Annotated in this window: 28 protein-coding genes; all 28 read left to right on the plus strand. The window is 46.1% G+C overall.

The window, feature by feature from the left end; translation table 11 throughout:
- The first annotated feature begins 160 nt into the window (after positions 1-160).
- The gene (sucC, locus tag MKY75_RS09415) at positions 161-1321 is read left to right on the plus strand and encodes an ADP-forming succinate--CoA ligase subunit beta (protein ID WP_029516982.1); all 1161 of its coding nucleotides are present in this window, start codon (positions 161-163) and stop codon (positions 1319-1321) included.
- Between the two features lie 49 nt (positions 1322-1370).
- Positions 1371-2300, plus strand: coding sequence for a succinate--CoA ligase subunit alpha (gene sucD, locus MKY75_RS09420; RefSeq protein WP_029516983.1), 930 nt, complete (start codon positions 1371-1373; stop codon positions 2298-2300).
- Between the two features lie 226 nt (positions 2301-2526).
- On the plus strand, positions 2527-3645 hold the full coding sequence (gene dprA / locus MKY75_RS09425) for a DNA-processing protein DprA (protein ID WP_029516984.1): 1119 nt from the start codon (positions 2527-2529) through the stop codon (positions 3643-3645).
- A 352-nt stretch (positions 3646-3997) separates the two neighbouring features.
- The gene (gene topA, locus MKY75_RS09430) at positions 3998-6100 is read left to right on the plus strand and encodes a type I DNA topoisomerase (protein ID WP_029516985.1); all 2103 of its coding nucleotides are present in this window, start codon (positions 3998-4000) and stop codon (positions 6098-6100) included.
- Between the two features lie 27 nt (positions 6101-6127).
- Entirely contained in the window at positions 6128-7468 is a 1341-nt protein-coding gene (gene trmFO, locus MKY75_RS09435; RefSeq protein ID WP_039274718.1) for an FADH(2)-oxidizing methylenetetrahydrofolate--tRNA-(uracil(54)-C(5))-methyltransferase TrmFO, read from the plus strand.
- A 26-nt stretch (positions 7469-7494) separates the two neighbouring features.
- Positions 7495-8037, plus strand: a complete 543-nt coding sequence (gene hslV, locus MKY75_RS09440; RefSeq protein WP_013309881.1) for an ATP-dependent protease subunit HslV — start codon at positions 7495-7497, stop codon at positions 8035-8037.
- A gap of 36 nt (positions 8038-8073) precedes the next feature.
- Positions 8074-9474, plus strand: coding sequence for an ATP-dependent protease ATPase subunit HslU (gene hslU, locus MKY75_RS09445; protein WP_029516987.1), 1401 nt, complete (start codon positions 8074-8076; stop codon positions 9472-9474).
- A gap of 409 nt (positions 9475-9883) precedes the next feature.
- Complete coding sequence (gene flgB / locus MKY75_RS09450) at positions 9884-10291, plus strand: flagellar basal body rod protein FlgB (protein ID WP_013309883.1); 408 nt, start codon at positions 9884-9886, stop codon at positions 10289-10291.
- A 6-nt stretch (positions 10292-10297) separates the two neighbouring features.
- Positions 10298-10750 carry a flagellar basal body rod protein FlgC gene (gene flgC, locus MKY75_RS09455; RefSeq protein ID WP_029516988.1) on the plus strand — a complete coding sequence of 151 codons (453 nt, stop codon included), beginning with the start codon at positions 10298-10300 and terminating at the stop codon, positions 10748-10750.
- A gap of 39 nt (positions 10751-10789) precedes the next feature.
- Positions 10790-11104, plus strand: a complete 315-nt coding sequence (fliE, locus tag MKY75_RS09460) for a flagellar hook-basal body complex protein FliE (RefSeq protein ID WP_029516989.1) — start codon at positions 10790-10792, stop codon at positions 11102-11104.
- A 35-nt stretch (positions 11105-11139) separates the two neighbouring features.
- A complete protein-coding gene (gene fliF, locus MKY75_RS09465; protein WP_013309886.1) occupies positions 11140-12723 on the plus strand; it encodes a flagellar basal-body MS-ring/collar protein FliF in 1584 nt (527 codons plus the stop codon).
- 11 nt (positions 12724-12734) lie between these two features.
- Positions 12735-13751, plus strand: coding sequence for a flagellar motor switch protein FliG (fliG, locus tag MKY75_RS09470; protein WP_013309887.1), 1017 nt, complete (start codon positions 12735-12737; stop codon positions 13749-13751).
- Positions 13744-14580 carry a FliH/SctL family protein gene (locus MKY75_RS09475; RefSeq protein ID WP_165147604.1) on the plus strand — a complete coding sequence of 279 codons (837 nt, stop codon included), beginning with the start codon at positions 13744-13746 and terminating at the stop codon, positions 14578-14580. The genes fliG and MKY75_RS09475 overlap by 8 nt, the downstream gene beginning before the upstream one ends.
- Complete coding sequence (fliI, locus tag MKY75_RS09480) at positions 14567-15886, plus strand: flagellar protein export ATPase FliI (RefSeq protein WP_029516991.1); 1320 nt, start codon at positions 14567-14569, stop codon at positions 15884-15886. The genes MKY75_RS09475 and fliI overlap by 14 nt, the downstream gene beginning before the upstream one ends.
- Positions 15887-15896: 10 nt before the next feature.
- On the plus strand, positions 15897-16340 hold the full coding sequence (fliJ, locus tag MKY75_RS09485; protein WP_029516992.1) for a flagellar export protein FliJ: 444 nt from the start codon (positions 15897-15899) through the stop codon (positions 16338-16340).
- Between the two features lie 47 nt (positions 16341-16387).
- The gene (locus MKY75_RS09490) at positions 16388-17371 is read left to right on the plus strand and encodes a magnesium transporter MgtE N-terminal domain-containing protein (RefSeq protein WP_023988189.1); all 984 of its coding nucleotides are present in this window, start codon (positions 16388-16390) and stop codon (positions 17369-17371) included.
- Between the two features lie 26 nt (positions 17372-17397).
- Entirely contained in the window at positions 17398-18855 is a 1458-nt protein-coding gene (locus tag MKY75_RS09495) for a flagellar hook-length control protein FliK (protein WP_165147601.1), read from the plus strand.
- 19 nt (positions 18856-18874) lie between these two features.
- Entirely contained in the window at positions 18875-19408 is a 534-nt protein-coding gene (locus MKY75_RS09500) for a flagellar hook capping FlgD N-terminal domain-containing protein (protein ID WP_165147598.1), read from the plus strand.
- The gene (locus MKY75_RS09505) at positions 19405-19785 is read left to right on the plus strand and encodes a TIGR02530 family flagellar biosynthesis protein (protein ID WP_165147595.1); all 381 of its coding nucleotides are present in this window, start codon (positions 19405-19407) and stop codon (positions 19783-19785) included. The genes MKY75_RS09500 and MKY75_RS09505 overlap by 4 nt, the downstream gene beginning before the upstream one ends.
- A 103-nt stretch (positions 19786-19888) precedes the next feature.
- Positions 19889-20707, plus strand: a complete 819-nt coding sequence (locus tag MKY75_RS09510; protein ID WP_029516997.1) for a flagellar hook-basal body complex protein — start codon at positions 19889-19891, stop codon at positions 20705-20707.
- 60 nt (positions 20708-20767) lie between these two features.
- The gene (locus MKY75_RS09515) at positions 20768-20992 is read left to right on the plus strand and encodes a flagellar FlbD family protein (RefSeq protein WP_013309896.1); all 225 of its coding nucleotides are present in this window, start codon (positions 20768-20770) and stop codon (positions 20990-20992) included.
- Positions 20989-21462 carry a flagellar basal body-associated FliL family protein gene (locus MKY75_RS09520; RefSeq protein WP_023988194.1) on the plus strand — a complete coding sequence of 158 codons (474 nt, stop codon included), beginning with the start codon at positions 20989-20991 and terminating at the stop codon, positions 21460-21462. Before MKY75_RS09515 ends, MKY75_RS09520 begins: the two co-directional genes overlap by 4 nt.
- Positions 21463-21505: 43 nt before the next feature.
- Positions 21506-22504, plus strand: a complete 999-nt coding sequence (fliM, locus tag MKY75_RS09525) for a flagellar motor switch protein FliM (protein WP_029516998.1) — start codon at positions 21506-21508, stop codon at positions 22502-22504.
- Entirely contained in the window at positions 22494-23804 is a 1311-nt protein-coding gene (fliY, locus tag MKY75_RS09530; protein WP_165147592.1) for a flagellar motor switch phosphatase FliY, read from the plus strand. The genes fliM and fliY overlap by 11 nt, the downstream gene beginning before the upstream one ends.
- Positions 23805-23833: 29 nt before the next feature.
- Complete coding sequence (locus MKY75_RS09535) at positions 23834-24199, plus strand: response regulator (protein ID WP_010346372.1); 366 nt, start codon at positions 23834-23836, stop codon at positions 24197-24199.
- A 12-nt stretch (positions 24200-24211) separates the two neighbouring features.
- The gene (locus MKY75_RS09540) at positions 24212-24745 is read left to right on the plus strand and encodes a flagellar biosynthetic protein FliO (protein WP_029517000.1); all 534 of its coding nucleotides are present in this window, start codon (positions 24212-24214) and stop codon (positions 24743-24745) included.
- Positions 24742-25497: a flagellar type III secretion system pore protein FliP gene (gene fliP, locus MKY75_RS09545; protein WP_016820959.1), complete on the plus strand. Its 756-nt coding sequence runs from the start codon at positions 24742-24744 to the stop codon at positions 25495-25497. Before MKY75_RS09540 ends, fliP begins: the two co-directional genes overlap by 4 nt.
- Positions 25498-25534: 37 nt before the next feature.
- Positions 25535-25804 carry a flagellar biosynthesis protein FliQ gene (fliQ, locus tag MKY75_RS09550; RefSeq protein ID WP_165147589.1) on the plus strand — a complete coding sequence of 90 codons (270 nt, stop codon included), beginning with the start codon at positions 25535-25537 and terminating at the stop codon, positions 25802-25804.
- Positions 25805-25811: the final 7 nt, after the last annotated feature.

Genomic DNA, 25811 nt, shown 5'->3' on the forward strand with positions numbered 1-25811 from the left:
ACATTCGATTTTGGGAATGATAATGATATCAAAATACTGTAATTCATAAGGTTAAATTATAAGGAAAGCGTTTTAAAAACATGTTACAATGATGTAGGTTTAGTATAGATTTCCTTGTGAACCGCCCTTGTTGCAGTCATGTTGATAGGAGGATTCCAGAATGAATATCCATGAATATCAGGGTAAAGAAGTATTGAAACAGTACGGAGTGGCTGTACCGAACGGTAAGGTTGCCTATACGGTGGAGGAAGCCGTTGCTGCGGCAGAATCGCTTGGGAGCGCTGTTACGGTGGTAAAAGCACAAATTCATGCTGGTGGACGCGGTAAAGCGGGTGGCGTGAAAGTTGCCAAAGGTTTGGATGAGGTGCGGACTTTTGCTGCTGAAATTTTGGGTAAGGTGCTGGTGACGCATCAGACCGGACCTGAAGGTAAAGAGGTCAAACGCCTTTTGGTTGAGGAAGGCTGCGATATTCGTAAAGAATATTACGTCGGTGTTGTCGTAGATCGTGCGACTGGACGTATCGTAATGATGGCCTCAGAAGAAGGCGGTACGGAAATCGAAGAGGTGGCTGCAGCCACTCCGGAGAAGATTTTTAAAGCGGTTGTTGATCCAGCGATTGGGCTTCAGGTGTATCAGGCCCGTAAGTTGGCGTATGACATTAATATTCCTAATGAACTGGTAAACAAAGCAGTCAAGTTTATGCTGGCGCTATACGAAGCTTTTGTGGACAAGGACTGTTCGATTGCAGAAATCAATCCCTTAGTCGTTACGGGTGATGGGAATGTACTGGCGTTGGATGCCAAACTGAATTTTGATTCTAATGCGTTGTTCCGTCACAAGGATATTTTGGAATTGCGTGATTTGGATGAAGAGGATGAGAAGGAAATTGAGGCATCTAAATACGATCTAAGCTATATTGCTCTGGATGGAAATATTGGCTGTATGGTCAATGGTGCGGGTTTGGCGATGGCAACCATGGATATTATCAAATATTACGGTGGCGATCCGGCCAACTTCCTAGACGTGGGGGGCGGTGCGACGACGGAAAAGGTAACCGAAGCGTTCAAAATCATTTTGTCCGATCCGAAGGTAGAAGGTATTTTCGTGAACATTTTCGGCGGAATTATGCAGTGTGACATCATTGCGAACGGCGTCGTGGAGGCTGCCAAACAGTTGGGGCTGACTCGTCCGCTTGTTGTCCGTCTTGAAGGGACGAATGTTGGGCTCGGTAAACAGATTTTAGCGGAATCCGGTTTGAATATCGTGGCAGCCGATTCTATGGCGGATGGCGCCCAAAAAATCGTCGAACTTGTTCAATAGCCTGTTTGCATTCCGATATGCCGAATAAACGATAGGGGATGTGAAGATCGTGAGTATTTTGGTCGATAAGCATACAAAGGTGATTACACAGGGGATTACGGGAAAAACGGCGTTGTTTCATGCCAAGGGTGCACTTGATTACGGTACACAAATGGTAGGTGGCACCTCTCCAGGTAAGGGGGGCACCGAGGTAGAAATTACACTGGAGAACGGACAACAGGTCAAATTGCCAGTGTTTAACACAGTGAGCGAAGCCAAGGAAGCTACTGGCGCAACAGCGAGCGTGATTTACGTGCCACCGGCTTTTGCAGCAGATTCCATTTTGGAGGCTGTAGATGCGGATTTAGATCTCGTGATTTGTATCACGGAGGGCATTCCGGTGCTTGATATGATTAGGGTCAAACGTTTTATGGAAGGTAAAAAGACCGTTCTGATTGGCCCTAACTGTCCAGGTGTTATTACACCAGGAGAATGTAAAATCGGTATTATGCCAGGTTACATTCATCTACCAGGTCATGTAGGCGTTGTGTCACGTAGTGGCACTTTGACCTATGAAGCAGTGCATCAGTTAACGACCCGGGGTATAGGACAATCTTCCGCTGTTGGTATTGGCGGTGACCCCGTTAAAGGTTCGGAATTCATTGATATTTTGCAACGTTTCAATGAGGACCCCAACACTCACGCTGTCATTATGATTGGAGAAATTGGGGGTACAGCCGAGGAAGAGGCTGCTGAGTGGATCAAGGACAATATGACGAAGCCGGTGGTTGGTTTTATCGGCGGTGTGACTGCGCCTCCGGGTAAACGGATGGGGCATGCTGGTGCCATTATTTCTGGCGGAAAAGGAACGGCTAAAGAGAAAATCGCCACGCTTGAAGCCTGCGGGATCCAGGTGGCACCGACTCCTTCCGAAATGGGCTCGACACTGGTAAGTGTGCTGGAAGCACGTGGTATTTTGAATTTGTGCACGACACATTAAATCGTGTTCCTTCATTAATATACAGGCCATAAAACGCATCGAAATTTGCCGCAGGCTAGTGTATAATGAAAGAAAGGTAAGCAACCTTTTTATCTTCTGAAACAGGGGATGAAAAGGTTGCTTTTTTTGCGTTAAGACAGGCTTATCAGGGAAACGCTTGCAAAATGACTCATTGTGCCACAAAATAAGGGAGGGTTCACTCTTCCGTGAATGGGGGAACCATAGTTTGGAAGAAAGATGGCTTTTGTTAGGCTTACATGAGTTAGAGGGAATCGGAAGAAAAACAATCCAGCGTATTTGGTCGAGTGACTATCAATTGCATGAGCTACTGCATTTTAGCGAACAAAAATGGATTGAGATAGGGTTAAGCCCTGCTCAGGCACGCATTGCGGCCCAGTGTTACGATGAAGAATGGGTGCATGAACGATATCAGCGAGTCCAATCCGGTGATATTGGAACGGTAACTTATGTGGACGAGGATTATCCCCTATTAATGAAGGAAACAGTTGATCCACCCTGGGTAATGTATACAATAGGGGATAAATCACTTTTGCATACATGTTCTGTAGCCATGGTAGGAACTCGCGTTCCCACCGCTTATGGACGTAGAGCAGCGGAGATACTAACAGAGGGATTATGTAATGCAGGGATTACAATAGTTAGCGGATTGGCGAGAGGCATTGACAGTATTTGTCACGAAACAGCCCTGCGCCGGGGAGGAAACACGATTGGTGTACTGGGAACAGCGATCGATCAAATTTATCCTCCCCAAAATGCGTCTTTATTTGCAGAGCTGGCTAGCAAAGGCTTGATCGTATCAGAGTATCCTCCAGGCACAAGGTCGCATCCGGGAATGTTTCCACAACGTAATCGGATTATAGCCGGCCTAACGAAGGGAACGCTTGTCGTCGAAGCAGATGCAAGAAGCGGTTCTTTGATTACAGCTGATGCTGCGCTAGAGGCAAATCGAGATGTGTTTGCTGTTCCCGGACCCATTACGTCACCGAAGAGTAGAGGCACGCTGAGCTTGATTAAGCAAGGAGCCAAAACAGTCACTGAAGCTTCGGATATTATTGAGGAGTATGAAGCGGATTTGCGTACAAGGGAGGTTTCTTCATACAATAGAGAGCAGAGTCCTAATCTGAAGGAGGTCTCCAAATTGCCAGAAAGTGAGACTTCTGAGGAAAACCGTGTCATACTGTTGCTCGAACAGGGAACCATGACTCTGGATGAACTGCTCGATGCTACGGCATGGGATTTTGGACTTTTACACGCAGTTCTGTTATCGTTAATCATAAAAAAAAGGATCGCCCAGCTAGCGGGCACAAAATACAAGCTTATTTAGTAGTTGTTTTTGCAAAGTCCTTAGTAAATGCACAAATTTAATTTTAAACATCAGGTGGAGGGCAGTATGGCATTTATCCGCGCCGCGGATTCCTACTCCTTCCCCACTTCCTGAAATGTGTTGAATTTATAGCTCGTACTAGTGAAGCGTTGGATTTGAACTTGGAAAAGCGACAGCGTTCGCCTTTGTAATGGAATTCTAACTTTATCGAAGGTTTATAAAATCTAAGAATTCCGTTACAAACAGCAATTGTAAGATCAATTCCATCGTGTAGCTTCTCTACGAACTATAGCTCACCACATTTCAGGAAGTCTATCATACTCATGTGTGTAATTGAGAGGAGGAAGAGCCTATGGCGGATTCACTCGTCATCGTGGAATCGCCTTCCAAGGCGAAGACGATCGGCAAATACTTAGGCAGCAAATATATCGTCAAGGCTTCCATGGGTCATATCAGGGATTTACCGAAGAGTCAGATCGGCGTAGAGGTCGAAAATGATTTTAATCCCAAATACATTACCATTCGAGGTAAAGGCTCAATTCTAAAAGAATTAAAGGATGCCCGAAAAAAAGTGAAAAAAGTATATCTGGCGGCTGACCCGGATCGCGAAGGTGAGGCTATTGCCTGGCATCTAGCGCATGCGCTGGAACTGGACGATACGGCAGATTGCCGTGTGGTATTTAATGAAATTACAAAGCAGGCTGTCAAAGATGCTTTTAAAACACCCCGTAAAATCAATATGGATTTGGTCAATGCTCAACAGGCACGACGGATACTGGATCGACTTGTAGGCTACAAAATCAGCCCGTTGCTCTGGAAAAAGGTGAAAAAGGGCCTATCCGCTGGGCGTGTGCAGTCGGTTGCGGTGAAAATTATTCTGGACCGGGAAAACGAGATCAGTGAGTTTGTACCAGAAGAATACTGGACGATTACAGCTAAACTAGCTATTAAAGACAGCACCTTTGAAGCGAAATTTCATAAGCTGCGCGGTGAAAAGAAAGAACTCTCCAGCGAAGCGGATGTACAAGAAGTGTTGGAAGCTATCGGAAAATCGTCTTACAAGGTGCGCGATGTGAAAGAGAAAGAGCGTTTACGCAATCCTTCTCCTCCATTCACAACAAGTTCCTTGCAGCAGGAGGCGGCTCGGAAGCTCAACTTCCGTGCTTCTAAAACGATGTCTGTAGCTCAGCAGCTATATGAGGGTGTGGATTTAGGTAAAGAAGGGACCGTGGGTCTAATTACGTATATGCGTACGGATTCCACACGGATCGCCGCTTCAGCTCAAGAGGAAGCGAAAGAATTAATTATTCAAAAATATGGCGAAGCTTTTGTACCTGAAACTCCTCGTCAATATTCAAAAAAAGCGGCCAACGCCCAAGATGCGCATGAAGCGATTCGCCCAACCTCTGCGTTACGCGAACCGGAAACAGTTAAACCGTTTATGAGTCGGGATCAGTTCCGTTTGTACAAATTGGTATGGGAACGTTTCATGGCCAGCCAGATGGCTTCTGCTATTATGGATACTTTGTCCGTAGATATTGAAGCGGGTGAGACGATATTCCGGGCAGCAGGTTCGAAGGTTCGTTTTCCAGGTTTCATGAAAGTGTATGTAGAGGGAAATGACGACGGTAAAACCGAAGAAGATAAACTGCTGCCACCACTTCAACCAGGCGATAAATTAAAAAAAGAAGCAGTTGAGCCGAAGCAGCATTTTACACAACCGCCTCCCCGTTATACGGAAGCGCGACTTGTTAAGACGCTGGAAGAACTGGGTATAGGACGTCCAAGTACGTATGCGCCGACGCTGGAAACCATTCAGAAACGTGGGTACGTTGCTATTGAAGAGAAGAAGTTTTTCCCTACAGAGCTGGGCGAATTGGTCATCGAACAGATGGAGGAGTTCTTTCCAGAGATTTTGAATGTGGAGTTTACAGCTCATATGGAAGGTGATCTTGACCACGTCGAAGAAGGCGAAGGTAATTGGGTCAAAGTGTTGAGTGACTTTTACGAGTCATTCGAGAAGCGACTTGAAGTGGCTGAAGAAGAAATGAAAGAAATTGAAATAAAAGATGAAGTATCCGATGTTATTTGTGATAAGTGTGGCAGCCAAATGGTCTATAAGCTTGGCCGATTTGGTAAATTCCTGGCCTGTTCTGCTTTTCCAGATTGCCGTAACACAAAGCCAATTGTTAAGGATATCGGGATTGATTGTCCTACATGCGGTGAGGGACATGTTGTCGAACGACGAAGTAAAAAGGGACGTATCTTTTACGGATGTGACCGCTACCCGGAATGTGATTTTGTATCCTGGGATAAACCGTCCATTAAGCCTTGCCCAAGTTGCAGTAGCCTAATGGTTGAAAAACGTACGAAACAAGGAACGAAGCTCAACTGTACTGTCTGCGATCACAGCGAAATGCTGGAAGAGAGCGATGAGAGTGTAGAGACTTCTTAAGAACAACATTAGCAGGGGGATTTAAACGTGAGTGAACTACAAAAGGTAACGGTCATCGGAGCAGGCTTGGCGGGCAGCGAAGCTGCCTGGCAAATTGCAAGCCGTGGAGTGCCAGTCAAGTTATATGAAATGAGGCCGGTTGTAAAAACACCAGCACATCATACAGATAAATTTGCCGAACTGGTATGCAGTAATTCCTTGAGGGCAAACGGCCTAACGAATGCAGTAGGCGTACTGAAGGAAGAGATGAGAATACTGAACTCCTTGATTCTGAGCGCAGCAGATCGTCATGCTGTTCCGGCTGGCGGTGCATTGGCAGTAGATCGTGACGGATTTTCCGGTCATATTACTGATACGCTTCATCAACATCCTTTGATCGAGGTTGTTAATGAAGAGCTTCAGGAAATCCCACAGGACGGTATTGTGGTTATTGCGACGGGGCCTTTAACTTCTCCAGCTTTGTCGGAACAGATTAAATCACTGATGGGAGAGGAGTATTTTTATTTTTACGATGCGGCAGCCCCGATTGTAGAAAAGGACTCTATCGACATGAGCAAGGTTTATCTGGCTTCCCGTTATGATAAGGGAGAAGCAGCGTACTTGAATTGTCCGATGAACGAAGCGGAATTTGATGCTTTTTATGAGGCTCTGATTACGGCTGAGGTAGCGCAAGTCAAGGAATTCGAAAAAGAAATTTATTTTGAAGGCTGTATGCCCATCGAAGTGATGATGCAACGTGGGAAACAAACGGCATTGTTCGGACCTATGAAACCTGTGGGTCTCGTAAATCCGCATACAGGTGAACTGCCCCACGCAGTTGTTCAGCTTCGGCAGGACAATGCTGCAGGAACGCTGTATAATCTGGTTGGTTTCCAGACTCACCTCAAATGGGGGGAGCAAAAGCGTGTATTTTCAATGATTCCGGGTCTCGAAGAGGCGGAGTTTGTACGTTATGGTGTGATGCATCGCAATACCTTTATTAATTCTCCGCAGCAACTTCATCCAACCTATCAGTTCAAGGGAAGAAGTAATCTATTCTTCGCCGGACAAATGACCGGTGTAGAGGGATATGTGGAGTCGGCAGCTTCTGGTCTGCTGGCCGGGATGAATGCGGCACGAGCAGCACGTGGACAGGAAATGTTTGTATTTCCTGCAGAAACGACATTAGGCAGCATGGCGCGGTATATTACGACCGCTGATTTTAAACATTTTCAACCGATGAATGCAAACTTTGGTTTGCTTCCAAAGTTGGAAAAACGGATTCGTAACAAAAAGGAAAAGAATGAAGCTCTCGCTAGTCGCGCGTTGGAAAGTTTGCGCGGTTATATCAATGAAACGGGAGTTATATCAGCTGAAGTACAGGCATAGGGATGAAGGAAAAGGAGGAGCGCGTTATGGATATGTCCTTTCATGCTACCACCATCTGCGCTGTACGCCACAATGGCAAAGGAGCTATTGCGGGTGATGGACAGGTAACGTTCGGTAACAGTGTTGTAATGAAGCAGACGGCAAAAAAAGTACGCAGATTGTATCGTGGTCAGGTCGTTGCAGGATTTGCGGGTTCGGTGGCCGATGCTATCACGTTATTTGAAAAGTTTGAAAATAAGCTAGAGGAACACCACGGAAATCTTCAAAGAGCAGCCGTGGAACTGGCCAAGGACTGGCGTCAGGATCGTATCCTGCGTAAACTGGAAGCGCTTATGATTGTGATGGACTCTTCCGGGATGCTGCTCATTTCTGGAGGCGGCGAAATTATCGAGCCGGATGATGATGTGCTTGCCATTGGCTCAGGTGGCAATTTTGCATTGGCTGCTGCCCGTGCTTTCAAACGCCATGGCTCTGGCATGGAAGCAAAGGACATGGCACGGGAAGCGCTAGAGGTTGCTTCGGAAATATGTGTGTATACGAACAATCAGATTATCGTGGAAGAACTGTAAATCGGCTCTGAGTATTCAAGGGTGGAGGAGTGCAAAATGAATAATCAATCGTTGACGCCCAGACAAGTGGTATCCGAGCTGGATAAGTATATTGTCGGACAAAAGGAAGCAAAAAAATCTGTTGCTGTTGCCTTGCGCAACCGCTATCGGCGTAGCAAGCTGCCGGATGACATACGGGATGAAATTGTGCCTAAAAATATTTTGATGATCGGACCGACTGGTGTGGGTAAAACTGAAATTGCACGTAGACTTGCACGGCTCGTGGGGGCTCCTTTTGTCAAGGTAGAGGCGACCAAATTTACAGAAGTAGGTTACGTCGGTCGTGATGTGGAATCCATGGTGCGTGATCTGATGGAAACCTCCATTCGCATCGTCAAGTCGGAACGAACAGAGAATGTGAAGGACAAAGCGGAGGACATGGCAAATGAACGGATTGTCAGCATCCTTGTACCTGCAGAAAAGTCAAACAAATCGCAACGTAATCCCTTTGAAATGCTGTTTGGCAATAACACGGGAACTTCGGTAGAAGAAGAACCACCACAACAGGATGGATCTTTGGCAGAAAAGCGCCGTAAGGTTAAATTCGATCTGTTGTCCGGTAAGCTTGAGGATGATGTCATAGAGATTGATGTGGAGGATACTGCACCCAATATGCTCGATATGTTTGCTGGGCAAGGGAATGAACAAATGGGTATGAATATGCAGGAGATGTTCGGAAGTTTTCTGCCCAAGCGGACGAAGAAGCGCAAGCTGCCAGTCAAGGAAGCTCGCAAGGTGTTGATTCAAGATGAAGCCGCCAAATTGATCGATATGGACGATGTGATTCAGGAGTCTGTGAAGCGTGCTGAGCAATCGGGTATTATTTTTATCGATGAAATAGATAAGATTGCCAGCCAGGGTAAGGGGAGTGGCCCCGATGTGTCGAGAGAAGGCGTCCAGCGCGATATTTTACCTATTGTCGAGGGATCTACCATCATGACCAAATACGGTCCGGTAAGAACAGATTACATTCTGTTTATTGCTGCAGGAGCTTTTCATGTTGCAAAACCATCTGACCTGATCCCTGAGCTTCAGGGCCGTTTTCCAATCCGTGTGGAATTAAGTAGCCTGACTTTGGATGAGTTTGTGTCGATACTGACGGAGCCTAAAAATGCGCTGACCAAGCAATACACTGATCTACTCCGTACCGAGGAGATTGAAGTCGAATTTTCTGCGGAAGCGATTCGTGAGATTGCCAGTATTGCTGAGTCTGTAAATCGCAACACCGAAAATATTGGCGCACGTCGTTTGCATACCATTCTAGAAAAGCTGCTGGAGGATCTGTCGTTTGAAGCACCAGAGCTTACATTGGATCGTATGATCATTACCCCGGAATATGTACGTGAGAAGCTGGGAGATATTGCCCAAAACAGGGACCTTAGTCAGTATATTTTATGAATAGGGTTTTCTAAAAATAGGGTGTGTGGTCCAGAATAACACTATCTTGCACCGTCATTTAGACCTAGATAATGGTCAAGTTGATGATTTTTCTGTCTATTCCAAAAGTAGGACGTATAATCTTTTACAGGTGTAAAGTGCTAAGAAAACATTCATTTTCTTGAAAAAAACCTGAAAAATTTAACAATTTATGCATCTAAAGCCCTCTTTTTTTAAAAAGATAGGGCTTTTTTCTTATTGTAATTAGGTCCCAACTCTACGAAACTTAGAATATATGACAGAAAGTTATTATTTTCTACTTAAGACCTAAAAGAAATGTATAATTATGAAATTTTATTGTCGAAAAAAAGTGAAAAATCTTGTTTTATTGAATCTTACTTTGGAGTAGACGCTGGGAGGGAGGAGCTAAATGAATCTGCTGGGTGATATGAGCTTTCAAAAGCTTCAGGCAGGTGTACAGGCGGCAAATACGAGACAACGTGTGATGGCTGACAATATTTCCAATGCGGATACCCCGTATTTTAAGCGTTCGGAGGTTTCATTTGAAGAACTGCTTCAGCAGCAAATGGACGGGGACGTCACACCACTACGTGGAAAAGTAACCAATTCAAGACATTTTCAAATAGGACCTGTGAACTCCATTCCAGATGCCACGGTCACCAAAGATGGGTACTCAGTCATGAATAACAATATGAACAACGTAGATATCGACAGAGAAATGAGTCTTATGGCTGAAAATCAACTAAGATATAATACCTACATCCAGGAAATTAATGAGCGCATCAAGATGATGAGAACAGCGGTAGAAGGGAGATAGGAATAGGTGAAGATTAACAACGGCTTTGATATTAGTGCGTCTGCTCTTACGGCCCAACGGTTGCGGATGGACGTTATATCTAGCAACATTGCCAACGCAGAGACAACTCGGGCGAAAGTAGAGAATGGACAAGCAGTTCCATATCGGAGAAAAACGGTTGTTTTGGAGCCGAACCAATCTGGCTTTGCCGATGTTTTGAAGGCTCAAATGGAAGGAAGTAGAACTAGCGCTGCTGGCGTTAAGGTTTCGCAAATTCAGGAAGATCAGTCACCTTTGAAGCCTGTGTACAATCCGGGTCACCCGGACGCTGATAAAGATGGCTATGTATATATGCCTAATGTAGACATTATGAAAGAAATGGTCGACATGATTTCCGCAACACGCTCATACGAAGCCAATGTAACAGCTCTGAATGCATCAAAGGCTATGGTTTCCAAAGCGCTTGAAATCGGTCGCTAAGCTCTAGGACTACTAATTACTTAATAGGGAGAGTAAAACATGATTCAGAACGCCATGTTTAATGTACAGACACCGGTAATACAGCAGATTCAATCGCCTAACAATGAGTTGGCGAAAGCGACGCCTTCCGAATCCTTGAAGGACTTTGGTTCCTTCCTAAAGGATGCTCTCAATGAAGTAGGGCAGCAGGAAGCCGCTACGCACCAGATGTCCGACCAATTCATGGCAGGCAAAGTTGATGTAGATCAGGTCATGATCACTTCCCAACAAGCGCTGCTTTCCCTGCAGCTTACTACACAGGTCCGAAACAAAGCGATCGAAGCCTATCAGGAGATCATGCGTACACAGATGTAAAGAGGGTTTAGCAAAGTTTCGGATGGGGTGACGGAGTGAACGAGAGAATCGCCCAATATCGGGATAAGATTTCCGGGTATTGGAATAATTTTAGCAAAAAACAGAAGATATTACTTGTTTCGACATTAGCATTCATCATTATCGCTGTTGTAGTGCTAACGATGCAGTTTACCAAAACCGAGTATGAAGTGGCTTTCCGAGATTTAAATGCTAACGATGCTGCCGGAGTCATTAAATATCTCGATTCTGCGGGTATACCGTATCAACTTAATGCTGGTGGGACACAAATCTCAGTCCCAACCGCTAATGCGGATAAGGCGAAGGTAGATGTTGGGTCTCAAGGCCTGATTCAGAAGGGTTCAATCGGCATGAGCGCTTTTGACCAGTCCTCCTCTGCCATTGGCATGACGGAGAACGAGTTCAATGTGAAGTACAATAATGCATTGAACGGCGAAATACAGCAACTGTTGGAACGGATGGATGGTGTCCAAAGCTCCAAAGCTGTCATTAATATGCCAAAGGAAAACATTTTTGCCGGACTTGAGGAAAAGGACAAAGCCTCCGCTTCGATTCAAATGGAATTCGAGCCTGGCTTTACTCCAAATCAGCAGGCGATCGATGGATACTTTAATCTGGTAAAAACGGCAGTACCGAATCTTCCAGTGGAAAACATTACGATCACTAATAAGGAATATGAGTTGATTCCAACGGCCAAGGGCGGCCAAGGTGGGCTCACTAGTGGTGTTCAAGAAAACATGGCTCTACAGAAGAAGTTTGAGAGCGATGTAAGGAATAATGTTCAACAATTTTTGTCGAAAATTGTTGGAGACGACAAGGTAAATGTACTTGTGATGTCCCAGCTAAATTTCGACAAAGTAACATCAAAGGAACAAATGGTCACACCTGTTGACCAAACGAAAATGAAGGGTATTGAAATTAGCGCCCAACAAATTCAGGAAAGCTATACAGGTAGTAGTGGACAAACCGGAGGAGTTGCAGGAACAGGAACACAGGATGTTCCGGGCTACCCCGGAGGAGCTAATTCCGGCAATACCAGCTCAGATAAGAGCTCAAGTACGATTAACTACGAAGTTAACCGAATTGCAAGGGATATTATCCAAAGTCCGTATACTGTAAAAGATTTAACCATTAATGTAGCAGTTGAACCACCAACAGGTCAGCAAACGTTGGATACTGCAACTCAGACAGCAATTCAAAATATTTTGGTTAATATCGTAAGAGCGTCGTTGGCGAATTCTGGTACTACAATTACAGACGCTGATTTGGCTAAGAAGGTTTCGGTGTTCTCACAAGCAGTTCCGGCGCCTGCGAGCACAAATACATTCTTCTCAGCTTCCAACCCTTGGCTATGGGGCATCGGAGCTGCTGTTCTGGCACTGCTGGCGGGTGTAATCTTCCTCATCGTACGCGGTCGTCGTAAGCAGGAAGAAGAGTTGGATGAAGAATTGCAACTTATGCCAACGCCGACGGAGTTCCCGTCTATTACCATGGAAAGTGTGACAAATGAAAGTCAAGTGCGTAAACAGCTTGAAAGTCTGGCGAAAAAGAAACCCGACGAATTCGTCAATCTGCTTCGTACATGGCTGGCTGACGAATAGAGGTGAGTTCATTGGCAAAGGCAAGCAGTCAAGGTTTAACGGGAAGACAGAAAGCAGCTATACTTCTGATCACAATGGGACCAGAGGTATCTGCTCAAATATTCAAGCATTTGCGTGATGAGGAGATCGAGCAACTTACATTGGAAATTGCCAATGTGCGGAAGGTCGATGCCATTGAGAAGGACTCCATCATGGCCGAGTTTCATCAAATTTGTTTGGCTCAGGAGTACATTTCCCAAGGCGGTATTAATTACGCTAAAGAAATATTGGAAAAAGCACTCGGATCGCAAAAAGCAGTTGAGGTCATTAACCGTCTAACAGCGACGTTACAGGTAAGACCCTTCGATTTTGCCCGCAAAGCTGATCCAAACCAGATATTGAATTTTATACAGAATGAGAATCCGCAAACGATTGCTCTCGTGCTTTCGTACTTGCAATTCGAGCAGGCGGCTGCAATTCTGTCGTCTCTGCCACAGGAAAAGCAGGCAGATGTGGCCCGGCGTGTCGCTGTCATGGACAGTACATCTCCGGAAGTTATTTCCCAGGTGGAACGAGTGTTGGAGCAAAAGCTGTCTGCAACCGCGACGCAGGATTATACGAATGCAGGTGGTATTGAGTCCATTGTTCAGATTTTGAATGGCGTAGACCGCGGAACCGAACGTACGATTCTCGACTCGCTTGAAATTCAAGATCCAGAACTGGCTGAGGAAATTAAGAAAAGAATGTTCGTGTTCGAGGATATCGTCAATGTGGACAACCGTTCCATTCAGCGCATTGTCCGCGATATCGACAATGCAGATTTGCAATTGGCGCTTAAAGTATCCAGTGAAGAAGTACGTGATGTGATTTTCCGAAATATGTCGAAACGTATGGCAGAAACCTTCAAAGAGGAAATGGAGTACATGGGACCGGTGCGGTTGCGTGATGTGGAAGAAGCACAGACACGTATCGTATCGACGATCCGCAGATTGGAAGAGGCCGGTGAGATTATAATCGCACGCGGCGGAGGAGATGACATCATTGTCTAACTTGATCAAATCTTTCCAATATATTCCTGTAGAGGCTTTGAAAACAATTGATGTGGCACATACGTATGCGCCAGAAACGACGGACGAAGAAATCACAACTGAATATACGGAGCCGGAGCCTCAGCGAGATCATGAGGCTGAACGGCTACGGGATGAAATGCTGAAAGATGCTAAGGATTTTGCCGAACGTCAGGTTCGCGAGGCAGCTGAAGAAGCGGAACGGATGCTTCAGGAGGCGCAGCAGCAGATTGAAGCCTGGTGGCAGGAGCGACGCGAGCATGACGATCAGCTGACTCAGTCGTTAAAGGCTGATGGGTTTCAGCAAGGATATGAAGAAGGTCAGAAGCTGGCTGAGGCCGAGCTTCAGACGAAATCAGAGCAGATGATGGAAGAAGCACAGGATATTCTACGTCAGGCCTATGAGATAAAGGAACAACTAATTCAGGAAGCTGAGCCTTTTCTGGTTGAACTGAGTAGTGCTATTGCTGAGAAGGTCATTGAGAAACAGCTTAGCCTTGAGCCGGACTACACAATTGAATTAATTCGTAAAAATTTGGCTCGTAAGCGGGAAAAAGGAACCATTACATTGTGTGTGTCGCCTCAGCATTTCGCATTTGTGCAAGGTGCACGAGAAGAATTGTCATTAACTGTCGATTCGCAGGCAGAACTGCAAATTATTCCTGATGGTACCGTGAAAGATCGCGGTTGTGTTATCCGTTCTTCTTTTGGGAGCGTGGATGCGCGGATTGATACGCAATTAGCTGAGATCAAAAAGGAACTACTGCGTCTGGCACATGAGAATGAGGAGCGAAGACATGAAGGGGCTTAATACGCAGCGCTACATGGATCATTTGCGCCAGCTGGACCCGGTTCGGGTAAATGGCAAGGTTACGCAGGTTATCGGCCTGATGGTTGAATCGGAAGGTCCAGATGCCAGTATCGGGGATGTTTGTTACATTTATCCGGGTAAAACGGCAAAGCCGTTGCAAGCGGAGGTTGTAGGCTTCAGGGACAATAAAGTGCTTCTAATGCCACTTGGAGAACTGCAATCCATTGGTCCCGGTTGTGATGTAGTAGGAACAGGGAAGCCGTTGAATGTGCAGGTCGGGTCGGAACTGTTAGGCAAGGTGCTGGACGGCTTGGGTCAGCCTCTGGATGGCTCATTGATTCCCTCGCGAATGGCGAGATATTCAACCTTCAATATTCCGTCCAATCCGCTGAATCGTCCGCGTGTGCAGGAACCAATCAGTATCGGGGTGCGCGCTATTGACGGGTTGCTTACTATCGGTAAAGGACAACGGGTTGGTATTTTTGCAGGTTCGGGTGTAGGTAAAAGTACCTTGATGGGAATGATTGCCCGTAATACGGAAGCTGATGTGAATGTAATCGCCTTGATCGGGGAACGTGGACGCGAGGTGCTGGACTTTATTGAACGGGATTTAGGTCCGGAGGGACTAGAACGTTCCGTGGTCATTGTGGCAACTTCCGACCAACCTGCGTTAATCCGTATTAAGGGTGCACTTATTGCAACGACGATCGCGGAATATTTTCGGGACCGCGGGTTGAATGTCATGCTGATGATGGATTCAGTTACCCGGTATGCGATGGCCCAACGTGAAGTCGGCCTAGCCGTAGGGGAGCCACCGGCAATGAGAGGGTACACACCTTCCGTGTTTGCTAGTCTACCTAAGCTTCTAGAACGTGCAGGGACAGGCCCTACTGGCTCCATAACCGCTTTCTATACGGTACTGGTCGATGGTGATGATATGAACGAGCCCATCGCGGATGCGGTGCGCGGGATTTTGGATGGACACATTGTCTTGAATCGTGGAATTGCGAACAAAGGACATTTTCCGGCAATCGATGTGTTAGCGAGTATTAGCCGGGTTATGAAGGATATCGCACCACGAGATCAGATAGACGCTGCCGAGAACATTAAGCGCTTGATGGCCATTTACAAAGATTCGGAGGACCTGATTAATATTGGGGCCTATCAGCAGGGTTCAAATGCAGAAATTGACGAATCCATGGAGCGTATACGGGATATATGGGATTTTACAAGACAAAGAACAGATGAAAAGGCTGAGCTGGACGAGGTAAGAGAGCGTTTGATTTCTGAATTTACGAGGAGATGAAGGTTGAACGATGAGATTTCAGTATTCCTTTCAGAAAGTTGTAGACTTGAAAACCAACGAAAAGTCACAGGCCGAATGGTTGCTTTCCAGTGCTGTTGGACAATTGCAGGCTGAGGAGCAGACATTAACACAGCTTGTAGGCGAAAGGAATCGAGTCATATCAGCCATCCAAAAGGCTGCCGAGGATTGCGCACCACTCTCTACCATTCAGGAATTACAGGCTTATGTTAATCATCTGGACCAATGTATTACACGCAAGCATAGGGATGTTCAATATGCGCAGCAAAATGTGCAAAGCAAACAAACCGTTTTGACCGATAAAATGCTGGATGAACAGGTTTGGCTGAAAGCGAGAGAGAAGGCCAACGTGAAATTCCAACAGGAAGTGCTCCTGCGCGAGCAGAACGAGCTGGATGAAATGGCTTCCGTGCGATTTGCCATGAAAGCCCGGTAAGCGGAAAGTCATAGGATACGCATATCAGCTGCCTGAGGAGGAAGACGATGGCACAGAAGTTAGCAGAAAATGAACTGGATATGGATTTAGGAAAAGAATCAGGCGGGGGATTTGAACGGTTTATGTTTTTCCTGATTCCGATTGTGTTCACAATCGTTCTGGTCGGGGTCCTGCTTACATTGTTCAATATGGACTTCAGAAGCGAAATGATTTCATTAGGGAACAAAATACCAGTTGTTAAAAATTGGGTACCTGAACCGAAAGATAAGGCTACACAGACGAAAGAGGCAGATCAAAAGGCTCAGTCCGAAAGTTCTGAAGCAACCATTCAGCAGTTAAAGGCAGATCTAGCCAAGCAGACGGAGGAGCTTAAAAAGGCTACCGCTGCTAAGACGACACAAGATAAAAAGGTTACTGAACTGCAGAATCAGGTCAATACGCTCCAAACGCAACAGGAACAGCAGCCACAGGCCAGTCAGCAGGGACAGGCTGGTACGCAAACTACAGGTGGAACAACAAATGAAGATCCTTATGTAAAACAGGCCAGAGATCTTGCTAGCATGTATGAAGGAATGACAGCTAGTAAAGCGGCACCGATTATGGAGAATCTGACTACGGAAGAGACTGTGCAGCTGTTAAGCTACATGGACCCTGCCAACAGTGCGAAGATTTTGCAAAAGATGGACGCTAAAAAAGCAGCCGATATTACTATGGCTCTGAAAAACGTAACGCCATCTACGGATTTGTCAGTTGCAGCGTTGCAGTCTCGTCTGAAAAAGGATCAAGGTACCACAGCTGGCACGACGAGTAAGAGTTTGCAAAGCACTCAAATCAGTAGCACATTTGCTTCCATGGACAAGAAGAGCGGTGCCGAACTTATTTTGCAAACTTACAAAATCAGTCCAGACAAGGCATTAAACATATTAAATACAGTAGATGATTCGACACGTGGTTCTTTACTACAAAATATGTCTGCCAAGGATGCGGCTCAGACCGCAAAAATTTTAAACAAATTGATGGGCAGTAAGTAATTTAAATGAAGGGAGGTGAAAAATAAATGACCCTTATTTCTCAAAGTGTATCGCTCGGCTCCAGTCAGACAGCTAGCAGTACAACGGCCTCAACAACGACTACAGCCACAGCTGCTGGAGCAACCACGGGTGCTTTTAATCAAACACTTACGCAAATGATGACAGGCGGGCAAACGGGCTCAGCAGGCACAGATGCGAACGGTTCTCCATTAGTTATGGTACTCCCGCTTATTGCGACTGGAGAATCCACGGAAGCTCCAACCGAGTCGCTGGTCGAAACACTGGCTCCTTTGCTGCAGAATCTCGAAAAGTTGGATGATCAAGTAGCTGCCGATCCTGCTCTGCTTGCAACTCTGCAAGCTTGGATTCAGCAAGTACAACAGTTTTTGCAAGGCGACGGAACAAATCAACAGTTAAACGGTGGAGAAACGACAGAGGCGACAGGCTTAACAGCCTTGGCAGCCAACCCGGCTACTCTTCGATTTGCATTGCAGGACGCTTTGTCACAACTTGCCAATGTAGCAGAGCAGGCTTCTGGAGACCAAAAGTCCCAGGTGACACAGTTGCTACAATCGCTCCAAAGCGCAACGGCAGGTACGGGAGCAATTTCCGATGAGCAGTGGAATGGTGTAATGAAAGCTGTGGAACTTGCTGATGGTGGGGATTCACAAGCAGTTCAGCCTTCTGCAAATCGAACAAATGGTACTCAGACCGTAGCTACAGCCACTACAGACAAACAGGTTGTTGCTTCTCAGCAGCAAGCTAGTCAAGGCGAAACTAATCAACAAGGTTCAGAAGGGCAACGTTCATCAACTAATATTCTCGTTCAGTCTGCAGTTAAGACGACTGCAACGGATGAAGCGAGTGCATTCGTAGATGCAACTGAGCAAGCGGATTCGACAGCAACTGACAATCAGACTCCAGTGATCACGACTGCGGGACAGCTTTCGGTACAAACGCAAGGAACAACGCCTTCGGCTCCGGCCCAACCAGTCGTACATGTGCGGCAATTTGCCAAGGAGATGACCGAATTTGTAGTGCAGAAACTTGACATTGTAAAACACACTGGCTTGACGGAAGCGACTATCATGCTTCGTCCAGATCATCTGGGCCAGCTGGAGGTTAAGCTGACAATGCAAAATGGTCATCTGGTTGCCCAGTTCATGACTGAGCATAGCGGAGCGAAGGATTTGCTGGAACAGCAAATGTCGCAGCTGCGTTCGAGTCTCCAGAGCCAAGGTATCCAGGTAGATAAGGTAGAAGTAACGCACAATGAGTCGCTTTCCTCCCATATGTATCAGGATGGACGCGGATCTGGAGCTAATCAGCAGCAGCAATCCAATCAACGTTCCAAAGCTCGAGGTAGAGAAGAGAGCGAGGATGCTTTGAAGGTAGCTGAAATGGCAGAAGAGCTTCGTAACTGGACAGCTGAACAACGCGCAGATGATATGAATCGGACAGGCTCCTTTACAGCACAAGCGTAATGATGGAGGTGAGAACACAATGACGACTACAGACAACAATGTATCCACCAGTAACGTCTGGCCGAATTACAATGTGAATAATGTCAAAACAGCAAGTGCCAAGGATACTAAAACGATGGGTAAAGATCAGTTTTTGAAAATTTTGATCACCCAGCTACAAAATCAGGATCCGATGCAGCCTTTGGAGGATAAAGAATTTATCGCTCAAATGGCCCAGTTTTCCTCGGTGGAACAACTGATGAACATTTCTACGCAGTTGAATGCATTGGGACAGTCTTTAGGTACAGCCTCCGGTTTGATAGGAAAAGAAGTCAGCTGGATTGAGGCAGGTAAAAAAGACTCCATTACAGGTGAAACAGGTGCGGGTACAGTGAAAAGTGGAATCGTGGATTCCATCGTTATTCGTGACGGTGTGCAGTATGCCAAAATGGGAGCGGCTGAGGTGGCATTAAAAGATGTAACATCAGTGAGCCAGGCTAACAAAACGACTCCCGCTACAGATACATCGGATACTTCATCTTCTTCCTCTACTGGAAGCGGTGAGAACTCATGAATGACAGAATAACGGTCGGACGCCTTTTTCCCGCCAATGTGCCCCCAGCAGCAATCTCACAAAACCGAGTAAATTCGGTATCGAAGAGTGCCAGACCGTTCGGTCAGGTGTTGCAGGATCAGGTGCTCAAGCTGAGCAACCATGCAGCCAAGCGTCTGGAGCAGCGGGGAATAGAGTTGAGAAGTGACCAAATGGCGAAAATCAACTCTGCTGTGGATAAAGCAGCTGCCAAAGGCGCCAAAGAATCACTGATCTTAATGCAGGATATGGCTTTGATTGTAAGTGTACCTAATCGAACAGTTGTTACCGCGATGGATAAGAAATCCATGGAGGATAACGTATTTACGCAGATAGATAGTGCTGTAATTATTTCATAAAAATGTATACGAAGTGGCTGGCCCGAATAGGAAAGCCATGAAAAAGCCGCGGATCGACTGATGCGGTCAACTAAGCAACCAATCAGAGGAGGATTTATACTCAATGTTGAGATCAATGTATTCAGGTGTATCGGGCATGAAGGGCTTTCAAACGAAGCTGGACGTTATCGGTAACAACATTGCAAACGTAAATACTACAGGCTTCAAGTCCAGCCGAGTGATGTTCAAGGATATCTTGAGCCAAACGAGTTCAGGTGCAAGTGCGTCTGGAGAAGAAACGGCAGGAAGTAACGCAAAGCAAATTGGATTGGGTTCGACTGTGGCTTCCATTGACACGCTTCATTTACCAGGAAGTGCCATGACGACGAATAATCCAACAGATTTACGCCTTAATGGTGATGGTTTCTTTTTGGTTAAAATGAATGCGGATCAAGAAGCTCCATACTTGACTAGAGCAGGAGATTTTCACATTGACGGAAATAGGCATTTGGTAACTTCGGACGGTTTTTTTGTTGCTGATTCAGGTGGTGGAGTTCCCATTACGTTAGCAGACGATGTTACTGCTTTCTCAATCTCTCAGGATGGAACCATTGTACAAACTTTGGCATCTGGTGGAACAGATAATGCTACCAAAATTGGAGTAACTAAAGTAATCAATCCAGAAGGATTAGAAAAAATCGGGGGTAGTCTGTATCGTGCTACAGTTAACTCTGGAAACGAGGGTGAAATCACTGCTATGGAAGCAAACAGCACTGATGATGGCACCGGTGCTATTATCTCAGGTCAGCTGGAAATGTCTAACGTTGATCTGACAGGCGAATTTACCGAAATGATCGTAGCTCAGCGCGGGTTCCAAGCGAACTCGCGTATCATTACGACCTCGGATGAAGTGCTTCAGGAAGTTGTAAACTTGAAACGATAATCTTATTTAAACGCGGAGGAGTAGAGGCTCCTCCGCACCTATCAGGAGGTTGGTATTACGATGATCCCGTTAACGCGGCTGAACGGCTCGCCTATGTGGCTTAATGCGCTGCTCATTGAGACTGTGGAGGAAACACCGGATACATACGTCACTTTGGTGACGGGGAAACGGTTGATTGTATTGGAAAAAGCGGCAGATGTCGTCTCCTTGATCAAGGGTTACAGCCGTGAAATCGGCATGCATGCCGCCACGATAAAAGTGCAACAAATGGAGGAAGACGAATGAAGAAGATGCTGCCATGGCTCATTACAATTTTACTCGCGATTACTTTGATTGCAGGCGCGGCCTTTGTACTTATACCAGCGCTTAGCGGGAAGAAGTCGGAAGTCATACCGAATGCGCAAGCTGCTCAGGCAGAACAACTCCCAAGATTGTCAGCAGATGAATTGGTGGAAGTGAGTTCTGAAATTACCGGTATCAAAACAAATCTGGCAGACGCAGATTACATTGTTCAGATGAACCTATCTTTTCAATTGAACGATGCCAAAGCAAAAGAATCTTTTGAAAAAATCAAAGACATCAGTATTAAGCCCATCGTTATTCAATTACTTGCAGACACCAAACCTGATGAGCTCAGAACGGCTAAAGGCCGGGACCAGTTCAGTGACAAGCTGACGGATCTCATCAACAAGTCGCTCCCTGAAGGTCACCTGGGGAACGCCAAAATTACAGACTTTTTGCTGGCAGCCATTTGATTCCAGGTGAACTTGTCAGGAACACGTAAGGGGGTGAATAACATTGGTGGATGTACTGTCACAAGGGGAAATTGATGCCCTTTTAGCAGCTCTTTCGTCCGGTGAAATGGATGCGGAAGAACTTAAAAAGGAAGATACCCAAAAGAAAGTTCGCGCTTATGATTTCAAAAGAGCGCTTAGGTTTTCCAAGGATCATATACGGAGTCTGACGCGGATACACGAGAACTTTGCTCGGTATCTGACCACATATTTTTCAGCGCAGCTTCGTACTTTTGTCCAAATTAATGTCGTTCAGGTGGAGCAACTTCCTTATGATGAATTCATTCGCTCCATTCCGAAAATGACCATTCTAAACATTTTTGAAGCTGAACCGCTGGAAGGCCGTATGGTGCTTGAGGTTCACCCGAACGTTGCTTATGCCATGTTGGACAGGCTTCTCGGAGGAACAGGTTCGGCACCGTCAAAGGTTACTGCGTTGACCGAAATCGAGACGACGATTATGGAGCGAATTTTCAGTCGTACCTTTGATAGCCTGCAAGAGGCTTGGAAAACGGTACTGGACATTGAACCGCGTCTAGAGGCGATGGAAACAAATCCGCAGTTCATGCAGATTGTCTCGCCGAATGAAACGATTGCTCTGATTTCGCTTAGTACCAAAATTGGTGATACCACAGGGATGATTAACCTCTGTATCCCGCATGTGGTATTGGAACCCATTATGGCTAGACTGTCCACGCACCAGTGGTTTACATCCGAAAAGAAATCAAGGGCGCCCGAAGAGATTGACGCCTTGAGATTACGGGTCACCAAAGCAGAGCTCCCTATTATTGCGGAGTTGGGTGAATCCCGGATAAATGTAGCCGAGTTTCTGGGTCTTTCGGTCGGGGATGTCATTTCATTGAACAAACCTGTCAAAGAAGGACTATCCATCCGGGTAGGCGAGAAATTGAAGTTTATGGGAAGTCCCGGCATGGTAAGAGATCGTGTTGCCGTACAAATTGATGAAATTGTCAACGAAGGAGTTGAAGAAATTGACGAGTAAAGACTATTTGTCCCAGGAGGAAATCGATGCCTTGCTGAAACAGTCTGAAGCGGGGACGGATTCTACTCCCGCAGGCAAGACCGTTGACGATTTTCTGACTCCTCTGGAGCAGGATGCTCTCGGGGAAATCGGTAATATAACGTTCGGCAGCGCAGCTACGGCTCTTTCCACACTGCTCGGTCAAAAGGTGGATATTACGACACCTAAAGTTTCAATTATTACCCGTTCTGAATTTGAAACTGCATTTCCAAAGCCACACGTAGCTGTACATGTAAATTATGTCGATGGATTCGAGGGTATTAACTCACTCGTAATCAAAAAGCGTGATGCACAAGTGATAGCGGACTTAATGCTTGGTGGTGAAGGAAACCCAGCAGATGAAGAATTGAATGAAATCCACATTAGTGCTGTGCAGGAAGCGATGAACCAGATGATGGGATCGTCGGCGACCTCAATGTCTACTATGTTTAATCGTTTTGTTAATATCTCTCCACCGGGGATTGATATTTTGGATCCTATGCACGGTGATGGAGTATCCAGTCTGCCGGATGAAGAGACGCTCATCACAGTCTCCTTCCGGTTATTGATCGGGGATCTTATTGACTCTACGCTGATGCAACTGTTACCTGTTAATTTCGCCAAAAAAATGGTGAGCATCCTAATGAATGGCGGAGAGGATGAGGAACAACCGCAAGCGTCCGCACAGCAGGTAGCTGCAACAGCTGCTCCCGAAGCGCCGCAACAAGCTAGCGTTCCGCAGCAACCGCCTGCACCAGCCTATCAACAGCCACCTGCAGCCGCGCAGGCGCCGCAAGACGCAGGCTATGGTCAACAACCGCCAATGTATCCTCAAGACCCGGGATATGGGCAGCAGGGCGCTCCAGGCTATGGAACACCGGGTTATGGAATGCCAGCTGGTGTACCGCCGCAAGCTCCTTACGGAACGCCTCATCATTACGGCGCAGTACCGGGACGTAATGTAAATGTACAACCTGTACAATTTTCTAACTTGCAGTCCGGTGCATTTGCGCAAGTGGATGAAAACAATTTAAATTTATTGATGGACATTCCCCTTAGAGTCACCGTAGAATTAGGAAGGACCCAAAAGCAAATTAAAGATATTCTGGAGCTCTCACAAGGTTCAATTATTGAACTAGACAAGCTTGCTGGGGAGCCGGTGGACATTTTGGTTAACAACAAACTGATTGCCAAGGGCGAGGTTGTCGTAATCGACGAGAACTTTGGTGTGCGCGTAACAGATATTGTAAGTCAATGGGACCGTATTCAAAAATTACAATAAAAGCATAATTTAGGGAGGATTTATTTCAGATGGCAAACCGTATTTTGATCGTGGACGATGCTGCATTTATGAGAATGATGATTCGGGACATCCTGTCCAAAAATGGATTTGAGGTAGTAGGAGAGGCCCAAGATGGATCACAGGCCATTGAAAAATTCAAGGAGCTTCGTCCGGACCTGATTACGATGGATATCACGATGCCTGAAATGGACGGCATTGCCGCTCTGAAGGAAATCAAACAAATTGACGCGAATGCAAAGGTTATCATGTGTTCCGCGATGGGTCAGCAAGCAATGGTTATTGATGCCATTCAAGCTGGCGCAAAAGATTTTATCGTTAAGCCTTTCCAATCGGATCGGGTTATCGAAGCCATCAACAAAACACTGGGTGTGTAAGGCGCACCCAGTATGGATACACAACAGGGTGCCTCTGACGCATTGAGTACATCCAGCAATATAGGCAACATTGCCTGGGTCCTTTTCGTGCTAATCTTTATCATCGTACTGATCGTGTACTTGATACGGTTTTTGAGTAAAAGAAATCAGAGCTGGTTCAGCAACCGCTCCGTTCGCATACTGGGAGGCGTGGGACTGGGTCCCAATAAATCCCTTCAGCTTGTTGAAGTAGGTAGCAGTGTGTACCTCATTGGTGTGGGAGAAGATATCCAGCTTGTTGACAAAGTATCCGATCCTGAAGAAGTGGAGCAAATTTTGGCCGCACTGGAGCAGGAAGCTTCTCTGCAGCGCGGCCCGATTGCCCCGCTATTCGCTAAAATTGCGGATAAGCTTCGCCGGAACAACGCGGCACAGCAGCAGCCTGAAGAGGAGACATCTTTTCACGAGATGTTTGAATCCAAGCTTCGGCAAATGCCGAATCGCAAGGATAAACTTGAAAAGCTGCGCAATGAGGAGAATACTACAGATCGGTCGGGAGATTCATGAGAAAAAAGATTATACTTGCATGTTTGCTGCTTGTCTTGTTCAGCTTCATTTCGGTGACGGCGGCCTCTGCGGAACCGATTCCGAACATTGATATTCAAGTCGGCAATTCGGACAAAGGACAGCCCGGTGCCACCTCGCTGTCTATTATTTTACTTATTACTGTCATTAGTGTAGCGCCCGCGTTGCTTGTACTTATGACAAGTTTTACGCGAATTGTGATTGTGCTTGGCTTTGTGCGAACTTCGCTGGGAACCCAGCAGATGCCGCCTAATCAGGTGCTTGTTGGACTGGCTTTGTTTCTCACTTTATTCATTATGGCACCGACGTTCTCAGCTATGAATGAAACTGCGCTTCAGCCGTATCTCAAGGGGGATATAACACAGTCTCAGGCGCTGGACAAGGCATCGGTACCGATCAAGACCTTTATGTTCTCTCATACACGTGAGAAGGATCTACTGCTCTTTATGAAATACACCAAGATGGAAAAACCAAAGAATTATCAGGATATTCCACTAACGGTGATGGTTCCGGCTTATGCAATCAGTGAGTTGAAAACGGCCTTTCAGATGGGCTTTATGATTTTCATACCATTTTTAGTTATAGACATTGTAGTAGCGAGTACACTCATGGCTATGGGGATGATGATGCTACCACCGGTAATGATTTCACTTCCTTTTAAAATACTGCTATTTGTACTTGTAGATGGTTGGTATTTGGTAGTCAAATCATTGCTTCTGAGTTTTAACACATGAATATTTCATGCAGGGACAGCAATCAAGGAGGACGGCAATGACTTCGGAGTTTATTTTTTCCCTAGCTGGGCAAGCGGTGTATATTGTACTCAAGGTGAGCGCTCCGATGCTGATTTTGGGGCTAGTCGTGGGTTTGATTATCAGCATTTTTCAGGCGACAACCCAGATTCAGGAGCAGACACTGGCCTTTGTTCCGAAGATTGTTGCCGTATTGCTGGCATTGCTTTTGTTCGGGCCCTGGATATTGACCACATTAGTGGACTTTACGTATAACATTCTGGACAATTTGTACAAATATATAGGTTAGGCTGAAT

Source organism: Paenibacillus sp. FSL L8-0663 (genome assembly GCF_038008125.1).
GTDB classification, from domain to species: Bacteria; Bacillota; Bacilli; order Paenibacillales; family Paenibacillaceae; genus Paenibacillus; species Paenibacillus polymyxa_D.

Excerpts from the sequence above, each read along its gene's own strand:
- sucC (WP_029516982.1), top strand. The coding sequence starts at position 161 with ATGAATATCCATGAATATCAGGGTAAAGAAGTATTGAAACAGTACGGA.
- topA (WP_029516985.1), top strand. The coding sequence starts at position 3,998 with ATGGCGGATTCACTCGTCATCGTGGAATCGCCTTCCAAGGCGAAGACG.
- hslV (WP_013309881.1), top strand. The coding sequence starts at position 7,495 with ATGGATATGTCCTTTCATGCTACCACCATCTGCGCTGTACGCCACAAT.
- hslU (WP_029516987.1), top strand. The coding sequence starts at position 8,074 with ATGAATAATCAATCGTTGACGCCCAGACAAGTGGTATCCGAGCTGGAT.
- flgB (WP_013309883.1), top strand. The coding sequence starts at position 9,884 with ATGAATCTGCTGGGTGATATGAGCTTTCAAAAGCTTCAGGCAGGTGTA.
- fliE (WP_029516989.1), top strand. The coding sequence starts at position 10,790 with ATGATTCAGAACGCCATGTTTAATGTACAGACACCGGTAATACAGCAG.
- fliI (WP_029516991.1), top strand. The coding sequence starts at position 14,567 with ATGAAGGGGCTTAATACGCAGCGCTACATGGATCATTTGCGCCAGCTG.
- fliJ (WP_029516992.1), top strand. The coding sequence starts at position 15,897 with ATGAGATTTCAGTATTCCTTTCAGAAAGTTGTAGACTTGAAAACCAAC.
- MKY75_RS09490 (WP_023988189.1), top strand. The coding sequence starts at position 16,388 with ATGGCACAGAAGTTAGCAGAAAATGAACTGGATATGGATTTAGGAAAA.
- MKY75_RS09495 (WP_165147601.1), top strand. The coding sequence starts at position 17,398 with ATGACCCTTATTTCTCAAAGTGTATCGCTCGGCTCCAGTCAGACAGCT.
- MKY75_RS09500 (WP_165147598.1), top strand. The coding sequence starts at position 18,875 with ATGACGACTACAGACAACAATGTATCCACCAGTAACGTCTGGCCGAAT.
- MKY75_RS09505 (WP_165147595.1), top strand. The coding sequence starts at position 19,405 with ATGAATGACAGAATAACGGTCGGACGCCTTTTTCCCGCCAATGTGCCC.
- MKY75_RS09510 (WP_029516997.1), top strand. The coding sequence starts at position 19,889 with ATGTTGAGATCAATGTATTCAGGTGTATCGGGCATGAAGGGCTTTCAA.
- MKY75_RS09515 (WP_013309896.1), top strand. The coding sequence starts at position 20,768 with ATGATCCCGTTAACGCGGCTGAACGGCTCGCCTATGTGGCTTAATGCG.
- MKY75_RS09520 (WP_023988194.1), top strand. The coding sequence starts at position 20,989 with ATGAAGAAGATGCTGCCATGGCTCATTACAATTTTACTCGCGATTACT.
- MKY75_RS09535 (WP_010346372.1), top strand. The coding sequence starts at position 23,834 with ATGGCAAACCGTATTTTGATCGTGGACGATGCTGCATTTATGAGAATG.
- MKY75_RS09540 (WP_029517000.1), top strand. The coding sequence starts at position 24,212 with ATGGATACACAACAGGGTGCCTCTGACGCATTGAGTACATCCAGCAAT.
- fliP (WP_016820959.1), top strand. The coding sequence starts at position 24,742 with ATGAGAAAAAAGATTATACTTGCATGTTTGCTGCTTGTCTTGTTCAGC.
- fliQ (WP_165147589.1), top strand. The coding sequence starts at position 25,535 with ATGACTTCGGAGTTTATTTTTTCCCTAGCTGGGCAAGCGGTGTATATT.